The organism is Streptomyces sp. PKA51 (assembly GCF_057552455.1).
On sequence record NZ_BAAJPZ010000025.1, the window covers coordinates 1 to 22032 of the forward strand.

At 71.6% G+C, this 22032-nt stretch carries 16 protein-coding genes and 1 pseudogene; 8 read left to right on the forward strand and 9 right to left on the reverse strand.

The annotated features are described in order from the left end of the window. Window positions 1-447, forward strand: a 447-nt coding sequence (locus AC27L3_RS26305) for a DUF6233 domain-containing protein (RefSeq protein WP_487236544.1), incomplete at its 5' end; no start/stop codon positions are given. 1018 nt (window positions 448-1465) lie between these two features. Here AC27L3_RS26305 and AC27L3_RS26310 read toward each other — a convergent pair. Then, a complete protein-coding gene (locus AC27L3_RS26310; protein WP_487236545.1) occupies window positions 1466-1723 on the reverse strand; it encodes an SH3 domain-containing protein in 258 nt (85 codons plus the stop codon). A gap of 272 nt (window positions 1724-1995) precedes the next feature. On the opposite strand from AC27L3_RS26310, the gene AC27L3_RS26315 reads away from it, so the two are divergent. Beyond that, on the forward strand, window positions 1996-2721 hold the full coding sequence (locus tag AC27L3_RS26315) for a dienelactone hydrolase family protein (protein ID WP_487236546.1): 726 nt from the start codon (window positions 1996-1998) through the stop codon (window positions 2719-2721). Here AC27L3_RS26315 and AC27L3_RS26320 read toward each other — a convergent pair. The 3 genes and pseudogenes from AC27L3_RS26320 to AC27L3_RS26330 form a co-directional block, all read right to left on the reverse strand. After that, a complete protein-coding gene (locus tag AC27L3_RS26320; RefSeq protein ID WP_487236547.1) occupies window positions 2711-3316 on the reverse strand; it encodes a Tn3 family transposase in 606 nt (201 codons plus the stop codon). The two genes, AC27L3_RS26315 and AC27L3_RS26320, sit on opposite strands and share 11 nt — an antisense overlap. Beyond that, a pseudogene (locus AC27L3_RS26325) lies at window positions 3225-3440 on the reverse strand (hypothetical protein); the annotation flags it as partial. The gene AC27L3_RS26320 and the pseudogene AC27L3_RS26325, both read right to left, overlap by 92 nt. Window positions 3441-3887: 447 nt before the next feature. Further along, window positions 3888-4733, reverse strand: coding sequence for an alpha/beta fold hydrolase (locus AC27L3_RS26330; protein ID WP_487236548.1), 846 nt, complete (start codon window positions 4731-4733; stop codon window positions 3888-3890). Window positions 4734-4809: 76 nt separating this feature from the next. Between AC27L3_RS26330 and AC27L3_RS26335 the strand changes: the two genes are divergently transcribed. From AC27L3_RS26335 to AC27L3_RS26345, 3 genes are all read left to right on the forward strand, one after another. Then, a complete protein-coding gene (locus AC27L3_RS26335; RefSeq protein WP_487236549.1) occupies window positions 4810-5310 on the forward strand; it encodes a MarR family winged helix-turn-helix transcriptional regulator in 501 nt (166 codons plus the stop codon). A 269-nt stretch (window positions 5311-5579) separates the two neighbouring features. Next, window positions 5580-5951, forward strand: a complete 372-nt coding sequence (locus tag AC27L3_RS26340; protein WP_487236550.1) for an RDD family protein — start codon at window positions 5580-5582, stop codon at window positions 5949-5951. Between the two features lie 200 nt (window positions 5952-6151). Next, complete coding sequence (locus tag AC27L3_RS26345) at window positions 6152-6883, forward strand: hypothetical protein (protein ID WP_487236551.1); 732 nt, start codon at window positions 6152-6154, stop codon at window positions 6881-6883. A gap of 39 nt (window positions 6884-6922) precedes the next feature. Here the strand turns inward: AC27L3_RS26345 and AC27L3_RS26350 are convergent, their stop codons facing one another. After that, window positions 6923-14347: an SDR family NAD(P)-dependent oxidoreductase gene (locus tag AC27L3_RS26350; protein ID WP_487236552.1), complete on the reverse strand. Its 7425-nt coding sequence runs from the start codon at window positions 14345-14347 to the stop codon at window positions 6923-6925. A 198-nt stretch (window positions 14348-14545) separates the two neighbouring features. On the opposite strand from AC27L3_RS26350, the gene AC27L3_RS26355 reads away from it, so the two are divergent. Then, window positions 14546-15574: a 3-oxoacyl-ACP synthase III family protein gene (locus AC27L3_RS26355; RefSeq protein WP_487236553.1), complete on the forward strand. Its 1029-nt coding sequence runs from the start codon at window positions 14546-14548 to the stop codon at window positions 15572-15574. 172 nt (window positions 15575-15746) lie between these two features. On the opposite strand, the gene AC27L3_RS26360 is transcribed toward AC27L3_RS26355, so the two are convergent. Continuing rightward, on the reverse strand, window positions 15747-16358 hold the full coding sequence (locus tag AC27L3_RS26360; RefSeq protein ID WP_487236554.1) for a putative immunity protein: 612 nt from the start codon (window positions 16356-16358) through the stop codon (window positions 15747-15749). 341 nt (window positions 16359-16699) lie between these two features. Between AC27L3_RS26360 and AC27L3_RS26365 the strand changes: the two genes are divergently transcribed. Next, on the forward strand, window positions 16700-17983 hold the full coding sequence (locus AC27L3_RS26365; RefSeq protein ID WP_487236555.1) for a NucA/NucB deoxyribonuclease domain-containing protein: 1284 nt from the start codon (window positions 16700-16702) through the stop codon (window positions 17981-17983). Here the strand turns inward: AC27L3_RS26365 and AC27L3_RS26370 are convergent. The 3 genes from AC27L3_RS26370 to dapA all read right to left on the reverse strand — a co-directional run bounded on the left by AC27L3_RS26370 (window position 17970) and on the right by dapA (window position 21028). Then, window positions 17970-18332 (reverse strand): hypothetical protein, encoded by a 363-nt coding sequence (locus tag AC27L3_RS26370; RefSeq protein ID WP_487236556.1) that lies wholly within the window; start codon window positions 18330-18332, stop codon window positions 17970-17972. The two genes, AC27L3_RS26365 and AC27L3_RS26370, sit on opposite strands and share 14 nt — an antisense overlap. Before the next feature lie 618 nt (window positions 18333-18950). Then, on the reverse strand, window positions 18951-19589 hold the full coding sequence (locus tag AC27L3_RS26375) for a DUF4291 domain-containing protein (protein ID WP_487236557.1): 639 nt from the start codon (window positions 19587-19589) through the stop codon (window positions 18951-18953). A gap of 473 nt (window positions 19590-20062) precedes the next feature. After that, window positions 20063-21028, reverse strand: a complete 966-nt coding sequence (gene dapA / locus AC27L3_RS26380) for a 4-hydroxy-tetrahydrodipicolinate synthase (protein WP_487236558.1) — start codon at window positions 21026-21028, stop codon at window positions 20063-20065. 29 nt (window positions 21029-21057) lie between these two features. Here dapA and AC27L3_RS26385 point away from each other — a divergent pair, with 29 nt between their 5' ends. Next, window positions 21058-21990 (forward strand): LysR family transcriptional regulator, encoded by a 933-nt coding sequence (locus AC27L3_RS26385; protein ID WP_487236559.1) that lies wholly within the window; start codon window positions 21058-21060, stop codon window positions 21988-21990. Window positions 21991-22032: the final 42 nt, after the last annotated feature.

Sequence of the window (22032 nt, forward strand, 5' to 3'; positions counted from 1 at the left end):
GACACCACCGAACCCGCCGACATCACCTTCTCCGTACCCGCCACCCACGTCGCCCCAGTCCCCGAAGAAGCGGAGGCGTACAAGCGCGTGCCCCTGCGGCGGCATCCCGCCGCCGTAGCCCGCGCCGGCCGCCGCCCGGCCACTCCCCCGCCTCCGCCCCGGACCCGCGAGAACGCGGCCGGCGGAGGCTCGGGGGCGGGCTGGCCGCAGGTCCGCGGGGACGGTTCCGACCGCTGGAAGATCACCTACCCGCGCCATCCGTACAACGACACCAGCCCGCGGCGCAGCGTCCTTCACCACGCCTCGTGCTTCACCGCCCCAGGCCCCGCGGACCTCACCACCGACCAAGCGCTCGAGGCGCTGCTCCGGCCGGGGGCGCGAGTGTGCGAGATGTGCGGCGCCGACCGACTCGCCACGCCGCCGGGCACCCCCGGCAAGGCCCGGTGAATCCCGGGGCTCCTTCAGGGACGAGCTCGCAGGAGGACCTCCTCCCCGCCTGAAGGGCTGGGCGGCAGCGGGATGCGCCGAGGGGTGCCGTGCCTTCGCGCGGTGGTTGAGGTGCGGCAGGGACCGTGTGCTCTTGCGCCTTCGTCCGGGCGCTCTCCCCGGCAACGTGGTCGTGCATGGTTGCGCGTCATGACCGCCCCGGAGCACGGAGAGCCGGTCAGGAGCGCGACCGTCGGAGGGCCGACTCGCGGGTCGCGGAGCGAGCCCGCCCTCACCGGTCAGTTCCTGCCGGCGGGCCGCCCGCTCACCACCCGCAAGCCCCGCCCACTCCCCCAGCTCGCCGGTGCGCGGGTGGCGAGCGGTGAATCGCGAAGAACGCGCCGTCGTGGATGCGCAGTGCGAGACGGTCGCGGTGGAGGGCGTCGAGCACGTCGAGGATGTGCCCGGTGCCGCGGACGAGGCGGAACGTCTCAGAGATGTGCACGGTATCGGCTGGCCGCGCGTAGTCGAGGAAGCACGCGGAACTTCGGGCGCTGGAGGGGGTGGAGGCGGCTGGAGGTGCCCGGCTCTTCTTCGAAGACGACCGGGGCCTCGGTGTCGGCCTCGTGAAGGACGAGGTTTGGCTCGTGAAGGACGAGGTTTGGCCTGACGGTCGACTGCTGGTCGGTCGAGACGCGCTTGTAGACCAAGGGTGGCCGCCGAGAGGCCCCTTGCGTACGGAGGATCGAACCCTACCTGTCCTCAAACCCTCTCAGAAGTTGTCTCGCTTCTGCAATGAGTGGCTGATGGGCGGTTGGCCTCGGCAGGTGGCCGAGTCTCGGTGCCGTGAGGGTTCTTGACCGGCCGGAAGGGGCCCCAGCGAATCGTCGGGAGCCCCCTTCCGTGTCTCACTTGAGGATCGGCTTGCCTGGCAGGTCGGCCTCGGGGCTGTCGGTACGACCGTCGGCGTGAGGCGTGAGCACTTGATCTTGATCGGCTGAGGCTGGAGTGCAGTGGTCCTGAGAGCCCCTCCGCGTCGCTACCCCGCCGTGTCCTCGTCCGTCGCTTCATGGCCCGTTGCGGCATCCCCGCAGAACCTCACGGTGCCGGTGTTGTCCACGTACCGGGCCGAAACCCACCCGGGCCGGTCGCGCAGCAGGTACCACATGGCATTGCCGTCGATGACCTGGGCACGCACCTTGCATCGCAAGCCGACCGTGAAGGCGTAAGGCAGACGTGCGACGGTGGAGGAGTCAGTGCTGGGGAACTCCCGTACGTTGACTCCCGACTCGCTCACGACAGTTCCATAGGGCTGGCGGGGTGCAGAAGCCATCTCTTCCTTGCCCTTCCCTCGTCACCGAACCATGGGCCCGTCACACCACAGGGATTCACAGAAGGCGCGACTGCCACAGGCCGCCTGCGTGCAGCGGGTACAGGAGAGTGATTGGCGCAAACGGAGCTTTTGACACCTGGGACATCTGTTCGCGCAGATCAGGCCATGCGCACTGTTGTCTGCCATCGGTGAACACCACCCCTCAGCGGGCGCAACGGTCATTACCGTCCAGTCGCATGACGACGATCACCACCCGTACGGTCGAATACCCGGCCGACAACCTGACGATGATCGGATACCTCGCACTCCCGGCCGGTACCGAGCGCCGGCCCGCAGTCCTGATCGGACCCGAAGGCATGGGACTCAGCGATGTCGAGCGCCGGCGGGCCGAGGCCCTCGCCGAGCTCGGGTACGTGGCGCTGGCCTTCGACCTCCACGGCGGACGCTATTTAGAAGACCCACAGGAAATGTTGGCCCGTTGCATGCCGCTGCTCGCCGATCCCGACCGCATGCGAGAAATCGGCCACGCCGCCCTCAACGTGCTGCGGACCGAACCACGGGCCGACCCCGACCGGACCGCCGCAATCGGCTACGGCACCGGAGGCGCAATCGCACTGGAACTCGGTCGCGACGGCGTCGACCTGCGCGCGATCGGAACAGTCAACGCACTGACCACAGGCCGACCGGGCGAAGCAGCACGTATCCGCTGCCCCGTATGGGCCGGGGTCGGATCGGAAGACCCCATCATGCCACCCGCACAACGGGAAGCGTTCACCACAGAGATGCAGACCGCGGGCATCGACTGGCGCCTCACGGTCTACGGAGGAGCCCTTCACGCCTTCCACCACCCACCGGTCGACCACACCACGCCCCCCGGCGTCGGCCACCACCCACGCCACGCACAACGAGCCTGGCGCGACATCATCGACCTCCTCACCGAGTGCCTGCCCGTCACGGAGTGATCCGATCGACCCCTGATACCCACCCCTGCCCGCCGCCGTCCTCGTCGTCTTCGTCCAGCTCTGGGACATCCGGCGGGTCGCGCAGCGGGCGCAGGGCGCCGGCGGCCGGGACCCTGGCGGTGAAGCTGTAGCGGCCGAGCAGGCTCAGGTTGCGGTGCTTGAGCAGGGAGAGCCGGGCGAGGTCCTCGTCTCGGAGATCTCCTGGCTTTCGACGTGAAGCCGGGACGACGGCCGCGTCGGGGCACTTCATCGCCCAGAACACCATGGCGTTGCGAACTAGGCCCAGCGTGCCAAGCTGGTCCCCTCTCTCTCCCGTCCCAGTACGCCTGGTGGATAGTGCCGCGCTTGCCGTGGCACCATCCCGGGCCGGCTTGTGGCGGGACTCCTGCACGGTGAGCTGCCGGTTCATCTGCCGCCGGGCCGGTAGGTGCCGTCCACCGGGTCGACCACCGCAACAGGTGCTCGGATTCCTCGATCCGCCCGTACTGCGCGGACGCGGCGCCCAGCGGGGTCGGGCGGCCGTCGCGGCCGAACATGCGCAGCAGGTCGTAGGCGCGGACCTGGTCGCTGACCAGGGACCCGGCGACCTCAGCATGTCCGGCCAGTGCCTGATCACCTTGTTCCAGATTCACGCGGTTGCGCGCCAAGTCTTCCAGCGCGTCGTAGGTGCCGGTCTCGACGCGGGCATCGTGGCCCGCCAGAACCCACTGGCCGTCCAGATCGCGGAACCGCGGGCTGACGTCGTCGGCACGAGCTTGTCACCCACCTCGCACGGCAGCAGCGACTCGACGCCCCCCCTTCCGCCGCGCCAGCGCCGGCAGACCCCGCACCCCGCCAGGAGCCGCTTGCCCGCGCTCACCGCGTCCAGCACCTTCGGCCCGCCCTGCAGCGACAGGAACGGACGCAGCAACGGCATACCGATTCGCGAGCGCGACCTGCAAGACGACCCGTGACGACCGCGGCGGCCACGGTGGTGCTGGTGCCCGAGGACGAGAACTCGGCCCGACCACCCGACTGCTGCACCACCGCACCACCACGCGCCGACACCGCCGCTACGAAGACCTCCTCCTCCGCAACCGGGCGCCGAGCAGCCCAGCCGGATGACGGAGACCAGCACCGGCGGGGAGCATTTCCCGGCCAGACGACGACCCGACGCTCCCACCCCATCACACCCCCCGGGCAGCGCCCTCGAGGAACTCCAACACCATCGCGTCCACCACCACAGCACCGGCAATCGGTAGCGCATGATGACCCAGCCCCGGCACTACCTCCACCCGAGCCCGCGGCAGCAGCCGACGAGCCCGATCCGCCATCGCATCGGCATCATGCACCCGGCTCCGCCCCGCGAACACCACCAGCACCGGCACAGCCAGCCCCACCAGGTCGAGCGTCCGCCCCACCACCGGCCGGCCCCGCCCCCGCAACGTCGCACCCAACACGTAAAGACGCCTGAAGTCCACACCCACCCCCGTGCCTGCAGTCTCCCAGTCGAGGAACGCACCGACCCGCCGCACAGAAGGCCGCAACAACATCGGCAACGCACGCAGCAGGTAACCCGGACGGTAGCCGCCGAACACCTGGGTCGGGTCGAGCAGCACGAGGCGCTGCACCCGATCCGGCGCGTGCAGCGCGTACCCGGCAGCCACCCAACCACCATACGAATGCCCGCACAGAGCGGCCGCCGGCAGCTCCAGCTCGTCCAGCACCGCATCCAGCCACGCCATGAGGTCCTGCGGTGTGCGCAGCGGCAGACCTGCGCGTTCGCTGCGGCCGACATCGCCGAGGATGTCGACCGCGTACACCCGGTGCCGGGCACCCAGCGCCGGGGCATTGGCGAACCACGCCGTGCCGGTGGCACCACCACCATGCAGCAGCACCAGCGGCGGGCCGTCCGGCGGGCCGTAGGCGTGCACCCGGGTCGGGCCGTACGGCGTGGGCACGGTCAGTGCGGCGGTGCCAGCCGGCCAGCGGGCCAGCAGCGCATCGTAGGCGGCGAAGAATGTTTCGGACACACCGGCTCCTCGGGAGGTCGCATGACGTATTCTCTCGCTGAGCGAGATACTAGGCGAACGAGAGGACGGTGCGTCAATGAGTATCGACGGAGGCCGGCAGGACCCCCGGCTGCGACTGGTCCACCAACTGCGCGCCATGACCGTCGAGTTCGACCTGCTCGCCGCGGAGTTCGCCGCCCGTCACGGACTGCACCCCACCGACCTGCGGGCCCTGATCGCCCTGCTCGACGCCGCCCGGGCCGAACGCCCCATGACCCCCGGCCGGCTCGGCGAACAACTCCGCCTCAACTCCGCCGGCACCACCACCCTCGTCGACCGACTGGAGCGGCTCGGCCTCGTCCGCCGCGAACGCGACACCACCGACCGCCGACGGGTCCTGCTCACCGTCGAACCACAAGCCATCGACCTCGGGTGGTCATTCTTCGGCCCCGCCATCGACACCCTGCTCACCGCCATGGACGCCTTCACCCCGGCCGAACTCGACACCGCCGAACGCTTCGTCACCGCGATGACCACCGCCACCGCCGCCACCCGCACCAACGCCACCCGCACCAACGCCGCCGGCCATCACCCCTGACCTGCAGCCGAGCACAGCCGGGCGAGGGTTACGCCCGCCCCGGCCGGTTCCCCCCAAGGCGGCGGGTCCGAATCCAGCATTGCGTTCGATACGGCTCGGCGATCATTCCGCGCACCAACCGTGACAGTCATGGGGCAGGATGAGCTCACGTGATCGACTACCAGCGGCAGCAGCCGGTGCAGCACCCCCCGTACCCATACCCACACCCATACCCGCATCCGTATCCGCAGGCCCCCGTCGTCCCCGAACCGGTCGGCGACGAGCGCCGCATGCTCTTCGCCACGATCGACGGAACCCTCACCGTCGTGGCCGGTTTCGCGCTGGCCCTGAGGATCGCGGACGACAAGAGCGTCGGTACGTTCTGGGCCGTGGCCGCGGCATGCCTGTTCGGGGTGTCCTTCGCCCACCACGTCCTGGGGGCCGTGCTGTTCAGGACGACCGTGGGCAAGTTCCTGCTCTTCACGCGTGTCGTACGAGAGGCCGACGGCGGGCGCCCGCGCTTCTGGCAGGCCGTGGGGCGCTGGCTCATGGGCCTGACCTGGCTGCCGATGCAGCCCCTGTGGAACCTGTTCGGCTCGGACGGCGATCCGTACGAGGACGCCTGCGGACTGCGCTACGTACGCAGCAAAGATCTGCGGTAACGAGCACGAGGGCGGGGGCCGCCGCCGCGGTACATGCGGTGCCGCGGCCGCACTGCCATGGCTTTGCTGATTTTTGACTTCCCTTTGGGTGTTCATTGCCGGTAGCGTCCGGAGCCGGTCGGTGATCTTGCACAGGGCCGGCCCCGTACGTCATCTGCTCGCCGGCTCGTCGTGGGCCGCCGGACGTCACCGGAGGACGCATGCCTTCTCGTACAGCCGCCGCCATCGCCACGGGCACCCTCGCTCTCGCAACCCTCGCCTCGGGAGCAAGCGCGGCCGCGGCGGCTGCGCCGGCGGTCCTCGCGCGGGCCGCGGCCGTGGACCGGTGCAGCTATCAGGTGGTCCGCTCGGACGACTCCCGCTACGCCTACTCCGTGAGCGCAGTGTCCGCCGACGGCAGCACCCGCGCACTGCCGCTCCAGAAGGAGGACGTCGTCCGGATCGCCGATGTCTGGCGCACGGTCATGCAGGTCGACGCGTGCGCGGGCGGCCAGGGACGGGCCCTTGCCGCGCTCCGTGTCACGGGCAAGCTGGAACAGCCGGAGCACTACGAACCGTCCGTGCCCCGGACGATCCGCAGCGGCGACATCGAGCCCGCCACCGCCTCGGTGATCCCGAAGGCGCCGGCACTGAAGTCCGTCGAGCGCCTCCAGGCCAGTACCGTCCGCGTCACCTGGGAGCCCGCACAGGGCAACCCGGACGAGGTCCTCCTGATGGAAACCAAGCCCTTCTACAGCAGCGAGGTCGGCATCTGGCACCCCTACACCTTCCAGCGCAACGCCCCGGCCGGCGCCACCTCGATGGACCGCAAGCTCGAACGCGACCCCGGCATCCCCGCCAACGTCCGGGCACACTCCTACTGCATGCGCGCGGTCAAGGACGGCTTCGTCAGCGACCTGCGCGCCGAGAAGCCCGTCACGGTCGAACCGTAACCCCACCCGGTGCGTGCCGCGGTGACCGGCCGGGCGGCCTCACGGCTCCGCCGGCCCTGGTGGCACGGGGGCCGGTGAACGGGGCACGGAAGGAGCGGGCCCTGAGGAGTGCACGGCCAAACGCTCGTGGATCAGGCGGGCGAAATGGGTCAGCGTGCGCCCGCCGCCCATCAGTTCACCCGGCGGGATGTGGATACCGAAGTATTCGCGCGCCTGGAGGATGAACTCGGCACCCATGAGGGAGTCGACACCGAAGTCCTCCAGGTTGCGGTCGGGATCCAATTCGCCCGGATCGATGTGCAGGACACCGGCGAGGTGGCGGGTCAGGGCCTCGGTGATGGCGCGGACGGCCTCCTCAGGGGTCATTCCGGCCAGGGCGCGCAGCAGCTCCTCGCGGCTGTCGTCCGTTTCCGCGGCACCGGCGGGGACGAGCACACCGTAGCGAGGGCTGCCCAGGGAAGGCAGCAGACGGCGGGCGCGGGTCCAGCGGTAGCGGCCGACGCCGGCGACGTCGGTGCCGGTGGCGACGAGGTGGTCGGCGGCAGTAAACGCCTCGGCGGGGGTGACGGGTTCGAAGCCGAGAGCGGTCATCGCGGCCGCCAGGTTGCTGCGGGCGACGTATCCGGTGCCGGCGATCGGCCCCCAGGCGATCGCCGTGCCGGGGCGTCCGGCGCGGCGCCGGGCACGGGCCAGGGCCTCCAGGTAGGCGTTGGCGGCGACGTAGGGAGCCTGCGCGAGGTTCCCGGTCGCCGCGGTGACCGAGGAGTAGAGAAGGAACAGGTCGAGGTCGCGGTCGGCGGTCAGGCGGTCGAGGACGTCCGCTCCCGCGGCCTTGGGGGCGAACACGGCGGCGAAGCGCTCGTCCGTGAGGTCGGCCAGTGGGGCGTCGTCCAGGTGCATGGCGCAGTGGACCACGCCGCGCAGCCGATGGCCGCCGGCGTCCACGGCGGTGATCACCTGGCGGACGGCCGTCTCGTCGGTGACGTCGGCGGCGTACGCGGTGGCCGCCACCCCGCGCACAGACAGGCGTTCGAGCACGGCGGCGGCCTCGGGCGCTTCGCAACCGCGGCGGCTGAGCAGGGCGAAGTGGCGGGCGCCGCGGTCGGCGAGCCACTCGGCGGTGGCGGCACCGAAGCCGGAGAGCCCGCCGGTGATCAGGTAGGTGCCGTCCGGGTCCAGCGCGGGCACGGCGAGAGCGGGTTCGACCGGGACCGGTTCGTCCAACGGGTCGAAGGCGACGACGACCTTGCCGACGTGGCGGGAGTGCTGGAGCAGCCGGAAAGCCTCGTCGACGCGGGCCGGGGGGTGCAGGGTGTGCGGGAGGGGCCGGTAGCGGCCGGTGGCCACCTGCATCGCGGTGTCGTGCATCAGGCGGGGCCCGCGCAGGGGATCGAAGACGATGCTGTCGAGATTGAAGCCGATGAAGGTGAGGCTTCGGTTGAACGGGCGCAGCAGCAGGGGGTTGTTGAGGAAGATGTCGCGCTTGCCGAGCTCGACGAAACGCCCGTTGGGCCGCAGCAGCTCCAGGCTCCGGGCGATGGCCTCGCCGCTGAGGGAGTTGACGACGATGTCGACGCCCTTGCCGTCGGTCAGTTCCCGTACGCGCGGGACGAAGTCGAGGCTGCGGGAGTCCAGGACGTGCTCGATGCCGAGCGTGCGCAGCAGGTCGCGTTTGGTCTCGGTGCCTGCGGTGGCGATCACCTGCAGGCCCAGGTCGCGGGCGCATTGGAGGGCGGCCAGCCCGACGGCTCCGGCTCCGCCGTGGAGGAGCAGTGTCTCACCGGGCAGGGGCCTGGCCTCGTCGACCAGGGTGCGATGGACGGTGAGGAAGGCGACCGGCATGGTGGCGGCCTCGGCGTAGCTCATGCCGTCGGGGATGGGGCCGACGGTGGATTCCGGTGCGAGAGTGTGCGAGGCCAGGGCTGCGGCCATCAGTCCGCTGACGCGGTCCCCGACCTTGTACGCACTGGTCCCGGGGCCCACGGCGGTGACAATGCCCGCTCCGTCGGTTCCCAGGCCGCGGCTGAGCGGAGTGCCCTCGACGGCCTCGGGCGGCAGCAGTCCGTTGGCCCGCATCGGGTCGCGATAGTTGAGCGCGACGGCCCGCATCTCGATCACGATCTCGCCGGGCCCCGGCCGCAGTGGTTGCTCTTGCCGCCACACGAGCCTGCGGGAGAAGCCCGGGTCCCGGACCTCCAGGGCGAAGGGCGCGCCCGCGGAGACGGGGACGGAGATGGGGGCGGGCTGGTCGGCCGGGCACTGGGTCTCGCGAGGGACGAACCGGCCGCCACGGGTGAGGACGATCTCGTCCTCGTCGCCGGGTGCGAGCAGGTCGTGGGCCAGGCGCCGGGCGTCGGCGGCCGGGTCGCCGCTGCGGTCCAGGGATATCCGGCGCAGGTGCAGGTCGGGGCATTCGTTGGCCAGGGTGCGCGCTGCTGCCCAGGTGGCCGCGTCGAGGGGGTGGGCGGGGCGCTCGGGGGCGGGGAACAGGCCGGTGGGCCGGGTGACCAGCCACACCTGCGGGCGGGTCTCCTCCGTGCGTGCGGCGAGGGCTGCGGCCAGGGCGCGCAGGACGGCCGCGCGGTGCGTCGTCCGGGCGACGGTCCCTGCGGGGACGCCGGGGCTCCGGGGCGTGCCGAGCAGGAGGACGACGCCGCCGGGTCCGGCGGGCAGCGCGGTGGCCCAGGCCGAGGAGTCGCCGGTGGCGGTGATGACGTCCGCGGCGCCCATGAGGCCGGCGAGTGCCTGCGCGGTCGGTGTCTCGTCGGCCGTCTCGATGGCCACGGTCCAGGTGGTGCCCGGCCGGGGCGCGGGCGGTGCGGGTTCGGCGGCGGGGAGGCGGTCGGCGGCGGCGAGGAGGACGCAGCGGTCGCCGGTGCCGGTCTGCACGGTGCCGGTGAAGCCGCACTGCTCCAGCAGGGGTACCCACCGGTCCCTGGGCAGCAGCACGGTGTCGGACCGCAGGGTGCGGTCGTGGCGCTGCCAGAACTCCTCGGTGCCGCCGAGGAGGAGGGCGCGGTGCTGTGCGTCGTGCGATGCGACGGCGAGCAGGTGTCCGCCGGGGGCGAGCAGGGCGCGTACACGGTGCAGCGCCTCGGCCAGATCGGCGGTGCTGTGCAGGGTGTCGTCGGCGACGAGGAGGTCGAATGCGCCGTCGCCGAAGCCCTGGGCCGTGGGGTCGGTGTCCGGGTCGAGGGTGCGGTAGTCGACGAAGTCGTGGGCGGCGAAGCGGTGTCCGGCGGCGGCGAGAGCGGTCTCGGACCTGTCGGTGCAGGTGTAGCGGGTGCGGTCCGCCGGGAGCAGGGGCAGCAGGGCCGCGGTGAGGGCGTGGGGTGCGGCGCCGAGTTCCAGGACGCGCAGGGGGCGGTCGTCGGGCCAGCGGCGGACGATCTCGCCGAGCAGGGCCTGGGCGAGACGGTGGGTGAAGCGGTGGACGGGCGCGGCGGCGTACAGCTGCTCGTACGTCGTGGCGCCGGTCTCCAGCATGTCCTGTGTGCCCGGGGTGTCGCGCAGCGTGTGGGGCAGGTGGCGCAGGTGGGCGTTGAGGTGGAGGGTCTCGGCGACGAAGGCCGGGTGGTTCTCGGCCAGTGCCGTGAGGTGTTCTGCGGGCCGGGGCGCGGCGGCGGTCAGCTGCCAGCGCTCGCCGTCGGCGGCGCGGGCCAGTGCGTGCCGGGCGAGGAGGGGAAGCATCAGCCGTACCAGGCGCCGGTGGCGGGGCTGGAGGCCCCCGTGGAGGAGGTCGGGCAGGGTGAAGGGGGCGGAGGCGTCGTCGAGCAGTCCGGCCAGGGCCGCGGCCCAGCAGTGGGCCGCGGTTTCGTCGACGGCGGCACGGAAGCGTTCGTATCCGGTTTCCTGGAGGGCTTCGTGCAGCCGGGCGATCCGGTCGTGAACGGCGTTCGCCAGGTCGGTGGGGGGCGGCAGCGGTGAGGGGGCGGCCGGGAGCGCGGGGTGCGGCGCGGCGCGCAGGACGGTGTGCTGGACGGTCAGCGGGGTCCGGTCGGTGTTGTACGCGCGGCGGGTGCGGAACCCCTCGATCTCGGCGGTGACGGTGCCGTCGGTGTCGGCGTAGGTGACGTCCCAGCAGAACTCGGTCTCGGTGTAGCTGCGCTGGTGCAGGTGGACGACGCCGTGCGGGGACGGGGTGCGCCACACCCGCACCGCGTCGAAGGTCGACGGCAGGTAGGCGCGGCCGGCCCGCATGTGCTCCTCCACCAGGGCGACGGTGGCCTGGAAGGGGCCGTCGAGGAGGACCGGGTGCACGGTGTAGTCCTCGCCCGGGTGCTCGTTGCGGTAGTCGGCCAGCAGTTCGGTGGCGCCGACGTGCAGTTCGTGCAGCAGCTGGAAGGCGGGGCCGACGTCGAGGCCGACGCTGTGGCAGGTCCGGTAGAAGTCCGGGCCGCTGAGGGTGCGGGGGCAGCGGGCGCGGATCGCGTCGGGGTCGATGGGGGCGGGGGCCGTGCCGAGCAGCGTACGGGCCTGGGCACGGACGACGGGGTGGCAGGCGGTGCCGCGGCCTTCGCTGCTGCTGATGGTCAGTGCGCCGTCCTCGAGGGTGACGGCGGTCTGCAGCCGGGCGGGGCCGGGGTCGGGCCAGGCGATCGGCAGGGGGCTGGCGATGCCCAGGTGCCGTACCTCCACCGGCCTCTCCAGCGCCCGCCGCCCGGCGGACAGTGCCATCTCGACGTACGCGGCGGCGGGCATGAGCACGGATCCGGCGATCCTGTGGTCGCCCATCCAGGGCACCAGCTGGGGTTCGATGGAGCCTTCCCACAGCGGGTGCGGTGCCGGGAGGCGCTCGCCCAGGAGCGGGTGGTCGAGGAGTCCGGTGCCGCTGGTGCGCACGACCGCGTCGTGCGGGGTGCCGAGCCAGTGGCGTTCGTGCTGCCAGGCGTAGGCCGGCAGGTCGCTCACCCGGCCCTGGTGGGGGAAGTACGTCCGCCAGTCGACGGCCGCGCCCGCGGCGAGCAGGGCGGCGACGGCGGCGGTCTCGCGCGGGCCGTCGCCGTCGCGCTGCAGGGTGGGGATGTAGGTGGCTTCGGTGCGTTTGAGGTAGGGGCGCAGCACGGGGTGCGGGCCGATCTCGACGACGATGTCGGCGTGGTCGGCGAGGATGCGGGTGACGGCCTGGTGGAAACGGACCGGTTCGCGGACGTTGCGCCACCAGTATTCGGCGCCCAGGCCCTCGCCGGGCTGTGCCGTGCCGGTGACGGTGGACAGGAAGGGAATGCGGGTGGCGGTGGGTTCCAGTGCAGCCAGTGCGGTGCGCAGGGGGCCGGCGACGGGGTCCATGGCGGGGCTGTGGAAGGCGTAGTCGAGGTCGAGTTCGCGGAAGAAGACGTCGCGGGCCGTCAGTTCGGCTCCGAGGGCGGCCAGGGCCTGGGCACGGCCGGCGATGGTGACGTCGCGGTCGCTGTTGATTCCGGCGATCACCAGCTCGTCGGCGTACGGGAGGAGTTCCTCCCGTACGGCGTGCTCGGGCAGGCCGACGGCGGCCATGCGTCCGGTGCCGGCGGTGGCGCCCTGGGTACGGCTGCGTTCGGCGACCACGCGGGCTGCCTGCTCCAGGGTCAGCGCCCCGGCGGCGTGAGCGGCGGCCACTTCGCCGACGCTGTGCCCGGCGACGGCCGCCGGGCGCACGCCGTGGGCGGCCAGGACGGCGACCAGGCCCACCTGTACGGCGAACAGGGCGGGCTGGGCGATCTCGGTGCGCTGCCAGCGGGCTGCTTCCGGTTCGGCGAGTTCCTTCGCCACCGACCAGCGCAGGTACGGCGCGAGTGCGGCATCGGCCTGCTCGACGGCCGTGCGGAAGACCGGGTCGGCGGCCAGGAGATCGGCGGCCATGCCGGGCCATTGGGAGGCGTTGCCGGAGAAGACGTAGGCCACCGTGTCCCGTGGGGCCTTGCGGGACCGGGCTCCGTGGACGGGCTCGTCGGCGAGGAGCCCCTCGAGCCGGTCGGCGGCCTCCTGGAGGCTGCCGGCCAGGACGGCGGCGCGGTGGGGGTGGGCGCTGCGGCGCCGGGTGGTGGTGTGGGCGAGGTCGTAGAACTCCTCGGGTGCCGCTGTGCGCAGGTGCGCCGCGACACGTGCGGACAGTTCGCGCAGGGCCTTGGCCGAGCGGGCGGAGACCACCACGGGCAGTGTGCCGGCGGGGTGGTCCTCGCGGCGGGGTGGGGCCGGTGGCGTGAGGAGGACGGCGTGGCCGTTGGCTCCGCCGAAGCCGAAGGAGTTGACGCCGACGGCCGCCCGCGGCGATCGCGGGAGGTCGACGGGTTCGACGGTGGGTGCGAGACCGAGGCCGGTGAAGTCGATGTCCGGGTTGAGCGGCCTGGCGTGCAAGGTGGCGGGGGCCGTGCCGTGCCGGAGGACGAGCATGGCCTTGAACAGGCTCGGCATGGCGGAAGCCGGCTCCAGGTGGCCCAGGTTGGACTTGACGGAGCCGATCGGGAGGGGTCCGACGGTGCGGCGCTGTCCCAGGGCGCGTCCGATCGCCTGGGCTTCGGCCGGGTCGCCTGCGAGGGTGCCGGTGCCGTGGGCTTCGAAGTACACCAGCTCGTCCGGTGCCACGCCCGCCTGCTCGTACACGCTGCGCAGGAGGGCCTCCTGCGCGGCGGGGCTGGGAAGGGCCAGGCCCTGGGTGCGGCCGTCGCAGTTGGTGCCCGTGCCGGCGATCACCGCGTGGATGCGGTCACCGTCGGCCAGCGCGTCGGCGAGTCGTTTGAGGACGGCCACTCCCCCGCCCTCGGCCCGCACGAAGCCGTCGGCCGCGGCGGAGAAGGCGGCACAGTGCCCGCTGGGCGAGAGCATGCCCGCGTGGGAGAAGCCCGCGTAGGCGTAGGGGTTTGCCAGCACGTTGATGCCGCCGGCGAGGGCGATGCGGCTGGTGCCGTCCAGCAGGGTGCGGCAGGCGCGGTCGAGGGCCACGAGTGCCGAGGAGCAGGCGGTGTCGATCGCCATGCTCGGTCCGTGCAGGTCGAAGCAGTACGAGAGGCGGTTCGCGGTGATGGACAGCGTGGAACCGCTCATCGTGTAGGGGTTGGCGTACTTCTCGATCGTCCCCTGGATCGTGCCGTAGCTCGGGTCGGAGACCCCGATGTAGACGCAGGTGTCCGATCCGGCGAGCGACTCGGCGGGGATGCCCGCGTCGTCGAGGGCTTCCGCGGCCATTTCCAGCACCAGCCGCTGCTGGGGGTCCATGGCCTCGGCTTCTTTCGGGGCGATGCCGAAGTAGGCGGCGTCGAAGGCCGCCACGTCGTCGAGGAAGCCGCCGGCTGCCGTGTAGCTGCGGCAGGCGCGCAGGCCTCCGGGGTCGACGAAGCGATTCTTGTCGAAACGGTCCGGCGGGATCTCTCCCACCACGTCCCGGCCTTCGCACAGGACGTCCCACAGCCCTCGCAGGTCCGCGATGCCGCCGGGCAGCCGGCAGCCCGCGCCCACGACGGCCACCGCACGGTCGTTGCATTCCATCGTCGGCCCCCCGTCCGGTTCTCCAACGCGGCCTGTCGCGGTGCCGATTGTCATCCCTACCCCGGTGCGGGCCCCTCAGCGTGGACGGAACGGGCCGATTGCGGGGTAATCTCCCCTGAAAGAGAAGAAAACATGGACACTTGGTGATAGTTCTCCGGTGACCGGATCCGGCCGGCGCCACCGCCGTACGGTGGTGTGGTGCTGCCTTCCTGCCGTGCACGGCTGCTGTCGAACGCCGTACACCTCCCGCCGCAGTACCGGACCATGGAACAGGTCCGGGCGGGCATGATCGCGGCGGGCAGTCCCTTCGTTCCGCCGCCCGGCACGCTGGAGAACCTCACCGGTGTCCGGGGCGTACACGTCAGGTCCGACGACGTGCAGGCGTCCGACCTGGCGGTGGCGGCCGCCGTCGAGGCGCTGGGCATGGCGGGGGCGAGCGTCGGCGAGGTGGACCTGCTGCTGTTCGCCTCCACCTCCCAGGACCTCGTCGAGCCCGCCACCGGGCACATCGTGGCAGCGAAACTCGGCGCCACCTGCCCGGTGTTCGACGTGAAGAACGCCTGCAACAGCGTGCTCAACGCCGTGGAGACGGCGGCAGCCTTCATCGAGACCGGGCGCCACCGCACCGTGCTCGTCGCCTGCGGGGAGACGACGACGCTCACCACCCGCTGGCACGTGCCCGACCACGAGACCTTCATGCGCCACCTGCCCGGCTACACCGTCTCCGACGCCGGGGCCGCCCTGCTCCTGACCGCCGGGCCCGCGGGCCCGGACGAGCCCGGGGTGCTGCACGCGGTGTTCGCCGCCGACTCCTCCGCCTGGGAGGCGTGCACCGTGCTGGCCGGGGGCTCGATGTATCCGCGTTCCACGGACGACGACCACTACTGCCTCCGGCTCAACGAGAACCAGCTGTCCCGGACCGGCCGCGAGATGGCCCGGTTGGTGGTGGAGTACGCGCCGGAGGAAATGGCCCTGGTGCGCGAGAGCGCGTTCGTCGCCGTCCACCAGATCTCCATGCCGCAGTTCCACGAGGCCTGCGCTCTGCTCGGGCTGCCGAGGAGCCGGTTCCTGGCCACGGTGGACCGGTACGGCAACGCGGCCTCCGCGTCCCTGCCGCTGCAGCTGGCCCTGGCACAGCAGTCCGACCGCGTCATGCCCGGCGACGTGGTCGCCCTCGTCGGGCTGGCCAGCGGGTTCAGCATGGGGCTGGTGCTGATCCGGCTGTGACGACGGAGGGGGACGGGGGACGGCGGACCGGGGGCGGCGGATGACGGACCGGGCGCGGCGGATGACGGGTGGCGGAGGGCGGCCCGGCTGCGAGGGGGCCGCCGGCGGTCGGTCGAGGAAACGAGTTCCGTCGAGTTCCGGCCGCTGCCTGGAGATGGGGCGAGCTCCTGGGTCAGGGGGCCGCTTCATCCGGATGCTGAAGATCATTCGGTGAAGGTGAGCGGACGAAGGCGGGCGAACGAAGGCGGGCGTCCAGCATGCGCATCAGTTCACCGACCCGTCCACCGCCACCTGGTGCCGCTGGGAAGCGTTTGAGCACCTCTACGACGGCCGGTGTTGCCCGATGCACTATCTGCTCAACGTGTTCCTGCTCAACGTGTTCGGAACCAACGCTCGGATTCCGGCCGGCGACGAGTTCGGCTGCTCTGGCCGCATGGGCGCCTGCTCCGAGAATGTGCTTGACCTGGGTGGCCTTGGCCAGCGGATGCAGGTAGGCGGCGCCTGCCGCAGACATCGCTGCCCGAGCCGCCTCGCACGCGGCCGCAGTGTCCGCACTCTTGGCAGCCTTGAGGGCCGCCCACGCCGTGTCACGCAGAGCCTTCCCTCGCCGGCCGCCCCGAGCGAACTCCCACGCGGCGCCGACAGCGTCTCGGGGCCGCGGGTCGTCCGGCTGATCGGCCTCGAATACCTCAAGCACCACTTCCGCGCACGCCGCTGCGAAAGCGGTGACCTCACGAAGGTCTTGCGTAGTCAGAGCGATCTCGCCCTCGTCCCCTGCTGCCATGACCCCATCTTCGACCATGGTGTCGGGCAGCAAAGGCGCCCGGCCCGCCCCGTACCGGTGGAGCGTCGAGGGACTGGTGGCGTCCTGTGCGCAGCATCGTCGCCGTGCTGGGCGGTCGCATCTCTCCTGGGTAGGGACGACACCGCTCGGCGGTAGAACCCCGCCTCCAGGCCACTGCCCCATGGACGACAAGTGCTGGCCGTGTCTCGGCGTACATGGCCGGAAGTCGACCGCCCCGTGACGGGTGGGACGACACACAGATTGTGTACTCCCGTTCGGCAAACCTAGTGTCGATTGTTCGTGGCCGGTCAAGGCCGCATGGAGCGACTCTAGGAGCGCCAATGCACTGGCCGATACGCCGTGCGCTGACCACTGTTCTGGTCGGCGCCGCCTGTACCGCTCTTCCCGTCTCCTACGCCGCGGCGCAACCCGCCGCCCATGACGCGATGTCGCGCGTCACCGTGACACCCGTTCAGGTCGTCGATGCCCACCATCCCCTGCCCGCTCTCGGCAGCAGAGCACCGGAGTCCGCCACGCGGGGGGAGCCGGCGCCGCTCCCGCCCGCCGCGTTGTACGAGCACGGTGACGAGACCGGGCGACGGCTGGGCCTGTCCTACGCCTCCCCGGCCCAGGGCGGCGTCGCGCCCAGCGCCGTGGACCTGAGCAGCTGCCGCCGTCTGTTCCCGGGCTCCGGTGAGCGGATCCTCAACCACTACGAGTACTGCCATGTCACGCCCTTGGGCTACTCCGTGATGCAGGGCGGCAAAGTGATCGGTCATGTGTCCTGGCGGCACACCACCGCCGGCGAAGGCACCAAGGGTTCCCGGGTCATCCGGCTGGTGACCGGCATGGACAATTTCGTGCGCACCGGCACGACGACCGACGGCAAGCTCCTCATCGGCTGGGCCACCGGCGGCTACTCCGGGCCCGACGGGAGCAACAAGGCGTGTGGTGTCAACGGTTCCGGGCCACAGTTGCTCAGTGCCTGGCAGGCCGGCAAGACGGCCATCTACACCATTTCCTCGGCCGCGTCCGACGGCTACGGCCGCGACAAGGTGGCGCGCTGTGCCATCCGCTCGTCCGTGACCAATTCCGGTGGTACCGGGACGACCCTGGACAACGGGGTCCGGTTCGACTCGGCGAGCTATCTGGGGGCCAACGGTGCCGGCATCTTCGACCGGGTCATGCCCGTGATGGCGGAGTACAGCGTCGGCTCCGCGCGCAACGGGGCGGTCGCCCGCCACATCCAGCTGGCCCAGACCAACCCGGCAGCCACCTACCCGCCGGCCCCCGCCGGCCGCACGAAGTCCATTCCCGGCAGCCCTGCCTCGGGCAAGCCGCTGCACCGGCTGATGTCCACCTGGGACGCCGCGGCCACCACGGCCTACAACAACAACCGCAACGTGGTGCGCAGTACCTGTGCCCAGCTCACGCCCCAGGCGGGTGAGGAGTGCGACGAATACCCCTTCGCCTCGTCCTGGGAGGGCGCGGGCAAGGGTGACGGCAACTTCTCGGTGAAGTACGTCGACGGCACGCAGAACGGAAACGCCGGAACCGACCTGAACAACTGGTACGTGGCCGACCGCATCCTGCACAAGGACGCCTTTTACGTCAGCATCCGCTGAACCCTGATCGGCGCCGTCCCCCCTCGGGTCCGTCCGACGGGGGACGGTGGCGCCACAGCTGGATGACGAACCTCTCCAGACCGGTGAACAGCGGCGGGTCCGCCGCCTCCTGCCGGGCACGCGCTTCGGGGCCGCCCCCGTACCGGTGCACGCGGACGGCGTACGAGCCGGGGCCGTCGAGCGCCATGGGCTCGCCGACCGGACCGTGCGGTACGGACCAGGCCGTCACCGAACCGGAGGGCACACTGAGCACGCACTCCCCCGGTGCCTCGCCGGATTCCGGTGGAGGGGGCGCATCCCACAATTCCAGCCGCACGTCCGCGTCGTGCATCGCCACGGTGCTGGCCACGGTCAGCCCGCTGCCATTGACCGCGATTCGCCGTCCGTCAAGGGCCGGTAACTCCCATGGCCGTCCGTCGAACGGCGCTGTCGCGTCACACAGTGCGAACTGGCCTCGCTCCACGATCACCAGCTGTTCGGACGTCCGTACCACCGCCGTCATGCCGACCTCCCGCCGTCAGAGACCCCAGGTGCCTGAGATGCCTGCTTCTGTCGTGCGCCCGCCCGCCCACCGTAGCCCGTGCGGTGTGCCGGGGATTCCGGCGATCTCGCACCGGCCCGAGAGCTGTGTGGCCGCTGGTGGGGCGGGACGGGTTCAATGGGGGGATGAACGATTCTCTGTGGGGTCGGCTCTCGGCCGGGGACCAGCGGGAGGTAGACCAACTGGTCACTGCTGGTCGGAGCATTCAGGCCATTGTGCTGATGCGTGAGCGCGCCGGCCTGCCGCGACCGGTTCTCCGTGACTGTGTTGACCTCCTGGAACACCGTGCCAACCTCCTGCGGGTGAGGTAGGGACAGGTGAAGGCGCCTGGGCGATCAGGCGTCCCGCCACCGCAGGCCGTGCTGGCGGCCACGGCGATGGGGTCGCTGGTGCGGACGGCGGCGAGGAGGAGGTGCTCGGCGGTGGTCATGCGCACAGGTGGCTGAGGAGCCCTTCGGTGAGGGGGTAGGGCTCTTCGCGCGGCAGCAGGGCACGCGCCTCGGTGAGGTCGCCGGCGCGGACCAGTTCGTGGACGCGGTGTGCGAGCGGCGTGACGTCGCGGATGGAGACGGTCCATTCGTCGGCGTAGCGCCGGGCGGCCTCACCGGCGAGGCCGAGCTGCAGCGAACGGTACGGCAGTGGTTGCAGGTGCAGGTCACGCTCGGGATCCCACTGCACTCGTGCGGGCGCCTCGCGCAGCTGCCGCTTCCAGGTGGCGGGGTCGGGGTGCAGTCCGCGCACGAAGTGCGAGAGACAGGCGTGGCGCAGGGCCCATTCGAAGCCGTCGCGGGTGATCTCGATGGCGAGGACGGTCTCCTGGTCCTGCTTGGTGGCCCAGCCGCAGCGGTACATCATCCACAGGAAGGACGGCTTGATCCACGTCATCCGCTCCCGCTTCCAGGTGGCGGGAAACCGCCCCTCGGCGGCTGCGGGCCGCCCGATGGCGGGCGCATAGGCCTGATAGACGGTGACGGTTTCGGCGGTGTGGAGGGCGCGTATGCGGTGAGTGGGCTCGAGCGGGGCCGGTTGGGCCGGCGGGTTTTGCAGGTCTTGCAGGTTTGGCATGGGATTAGGGTGCGGGCGGGGGTTGGTTCGGTGCCAGCGAATTACGGCGGGGCGGTGGGACGGGCCCGGGCCTCGGCGGGTGGTGCCACGGGGTCCCGGGCGTTTGATGGGTGCTGTTCGGCTGCTGAGGGTGGCCGCCTGCGGGGGCTGCTGCGGTGAACTGCGCCGGACTTCATGGGGCTGTGGAGCGGTGGGACTGGAGCAGGAGGAGGGCGCTGTCGTCGGTGTGCCGGCCCGTCGGGCACGTGTGGTCGACGAACCGCGTCGGCCGTCGGGCCGGGCAGGGTCAGCAGCTCGGTGCGTAGCGGCTGCTTGCGGAGCCGGACCGCCCGGTGCCGGGCCGGCCGGGACCGACCCGCCCGTCTCGGCCGCCTGGAGAGCTCGCCCACGTAAGGGGTGCGGAGGCACGGGAGCAGGCGGGCGCAGCCGGTTTGCGCCGAAGGCCGATGGCTCTCTCGGGCAACGTGTGCGTGTCAGGCCGCGGTCTCTTGGTGAGCGTGGTGGGTCCTGGCGGCGGCCAGGTCCGCGGCTCGCCGGACGGAATCGGTGGAGGCGGCCAGCAGTGGCAGTCGGACGGCCGGGCTGGGGATGCGGCCCTGGGCGTGCAACACTCCCTTGATCACGGTGGGATTCGGCTCGGCGAAGAGCGCGGCGGACAGCCGGGCCAGCTCGGCTCCCAGCTTGCGGGCCGGTCCGGCGGCGTCGCGCCGCCACAGCGAGATGAGCTCGGCGAAGTCGGCGGTGCGGACGTTGGCCGACGCCAGGATGGCGCCGTGGGCGCCCGCCGCGAGCAGCGGCGAGATGACGGCGTCATCGCCGCCGAGCACCGCGAAGTCCGGGATCGACGAGCCGAGCAGTTCCATCGCGGCTGCGTCGATCGCACCGGTTGCGTACTTGACGCCGACGACCTGCGGTAGGTGCCCGAGCGCGTTCAGGGTGCCGGTGCTCAGGGGCTGAGCGGTGCGGTACGGGATGTCGTAGACGACCAGCGGCAGGCCCCCGTGTTCGGCGAGTGCCGTGAAGTGCGCCAGCGTTCCCGCCTCGCCCGGTCGGGTGTAGGGCGGCGCGGGAACCAGCGCCGCGGCGACATCACCGCTCCGGGCGAGCTCCTGCAGTGTCGTCGTGGCGGCGGCGGTGTCATTCGTGCCGACGCCGACGATCAGCGGAGCTCCGTGTGCCCGGCAAGCGAGCGAGCAGATACGGACCACGGCCTGCTTCTCCTCGGTGGTCAGCGTGGCCGCCTCCGCGGTCGTGCCCAGGGCAACGAGTCCGCGAGCACCCGCCGAGAGCGCCTCGTCGGCGAGGCGGGCGAGCGCGTCCGGGGCAAGGCGCAGGTCGTCAGCGAACGGGGTAACCAAAGGGACAAACAGGCCGGTGAGGTTCGCTTCGGGCTTCATGCGAACAGCCTGACCGACCTCAACCCAGTAGATCCAGCTCACGTTTCTTCACTTGAACGTAAGCTGATCTTATGCTCGATGTCCGACGCCTCCACCTGCTGCGTGAACTGGACCGACGCGGCACCATCGCGGCCGTCGCCGCAGCGCTGAACTTCACCGCCTCGGCCGTCTCCCAACAGCTGAGCGTGCTGGAACGCGAAGCGGGCGTAGCTCTGCTGGAACGCAGTGGCCGACGGGTGGTGCTCACCCCTGCGGGCCGCACCCTCGTCACCCACGCCGACGCCGTCCTCGCGCGCCTCGAACTGGCGGTCTCCGAGCTGGCCGGGGCACGCGAGGGCATCGGCGGGCCGCTGCGGATCGGCACGTTCCCCTCCGGCGGCCACGCCATCGTGCCCGCCACGCTGGCCGAACTCACCCTGCGGCATCCCGCGCTGGAACCGATGGTGCAGGAGATCGACTCGGCGCGGGTCTCCGACGGCCTGCGCGCCGGCGAACTCGACGTGGCCCTCGTCCACGACTACGACTTCGTGCCCGCGGCTCCGGACACCACGGTCGACCAGGTGCCCCTACTGGAAGAGCCGATGTACCTGGCTACGAGCGCCGTCACCGACAGCGCTCACGTGACCGCTCCGGCCGCGCCCGGCGACACGCTGGCGCAGCTGCTCGGGCCGTGGGCCACGACGCCCTGGATCACCGCCCGGGACGGCACGACCGGCCACGCGATGGCCGTACGCGCCTGCCAGGCGGCCGGCTTCCAGCCGCGCATTCGTCACCAGGTCAACGACTTCCGTACCGTCCTGGCACTGGCCGCCATCGGGCAAGGCGCGGGCTTCGTACCGGAGATGGCCACCGCGCACACCCCCCAGGACGTCGTCCTGACCCGTCTTCCCCTCTTCCGCCGCTCGAAGATCGCCTTCCGCGCGGGCAGCGGCACCCATCCGGCCATCGCCGCATTCGTGGAGGCGGCGCGAACAGCGGCGGGCGCCAGGGGCGATCGGTCCTAGTCCGGGACGCAGACGGGAGAAGTACCGCGTTCCAGGCTGCCG

Coding starts and splice junctions, on each gene's coding strand:
- AC27L3_RS26315 (WP_487236546.1), top strand. CDS start 1,996: ATGACGACGATCACCACCCGTACGGTCGAATACCCGGCCGACAACCTG.
- AC27L3_RS26320 (WP_487236547.1), bottom strand. CDS start 3,316: ATGCTGAGGTCGCCGGGTCCCTGGTCAGCGACCAGGTCCGCGCCTACG.
- AC27L3_RS26335 (WP_487236549.1), top strand. CDS start 4,810: ATGAGTATCGACGGAGGCCGGCAGGACCCCCGGCTGCGACTGGTCCAC.
- AC27L3_RS26340 (WP_487236550.1), top strand. CDS start 5,580: ATGCTCTTCGCCACGATCGACGGAACCCTCACCGTCGTGGCCGGTTTC.
- AC27L3_RS26345 (WP_487236551.1), top strand. CDS start 6,152: ATGCCTTCTCGTACAGCCGCCGCCATCGCCACGGGCACCCTCGCTCTC.
- AC27L3_RS26350 (WP_487236552.1), bottom strand. CDS start 14,347: ATGGAATGCAACGACCGTGCGGTGGCCGTCGTGGGCGCGGGCTGCCGG.
- AC27L3_RS26360 (WP_487236554.1), bottom strand. CDS start 16,358: ATGGCAGCAGGGGACGAGGGCGAGATCGCTCTGACTACGCAAGACCTT.
- AC27L3_RS26365 (WP_487236555.1), top strand. CDS start 16,700: ATGCACTGGCCGATACGCCGTGCGCTGACCACTGTTCTGGTCGGCGCC.
- AC27L3_RS26375 (WP_487236557.1), bottom strand. CDS start 19,589: ATGCCAAACCTGCAAGACCTGCAAAACCCGCCGGCCCAACCGGCCCCG.
- AC27L3_RS26385 (WP_487236559.1), top strand. CDS start 21,058: ATGCTCGATGTCCGACGCCTCCACCTGCTGCGTGAACTGGACCGACGC.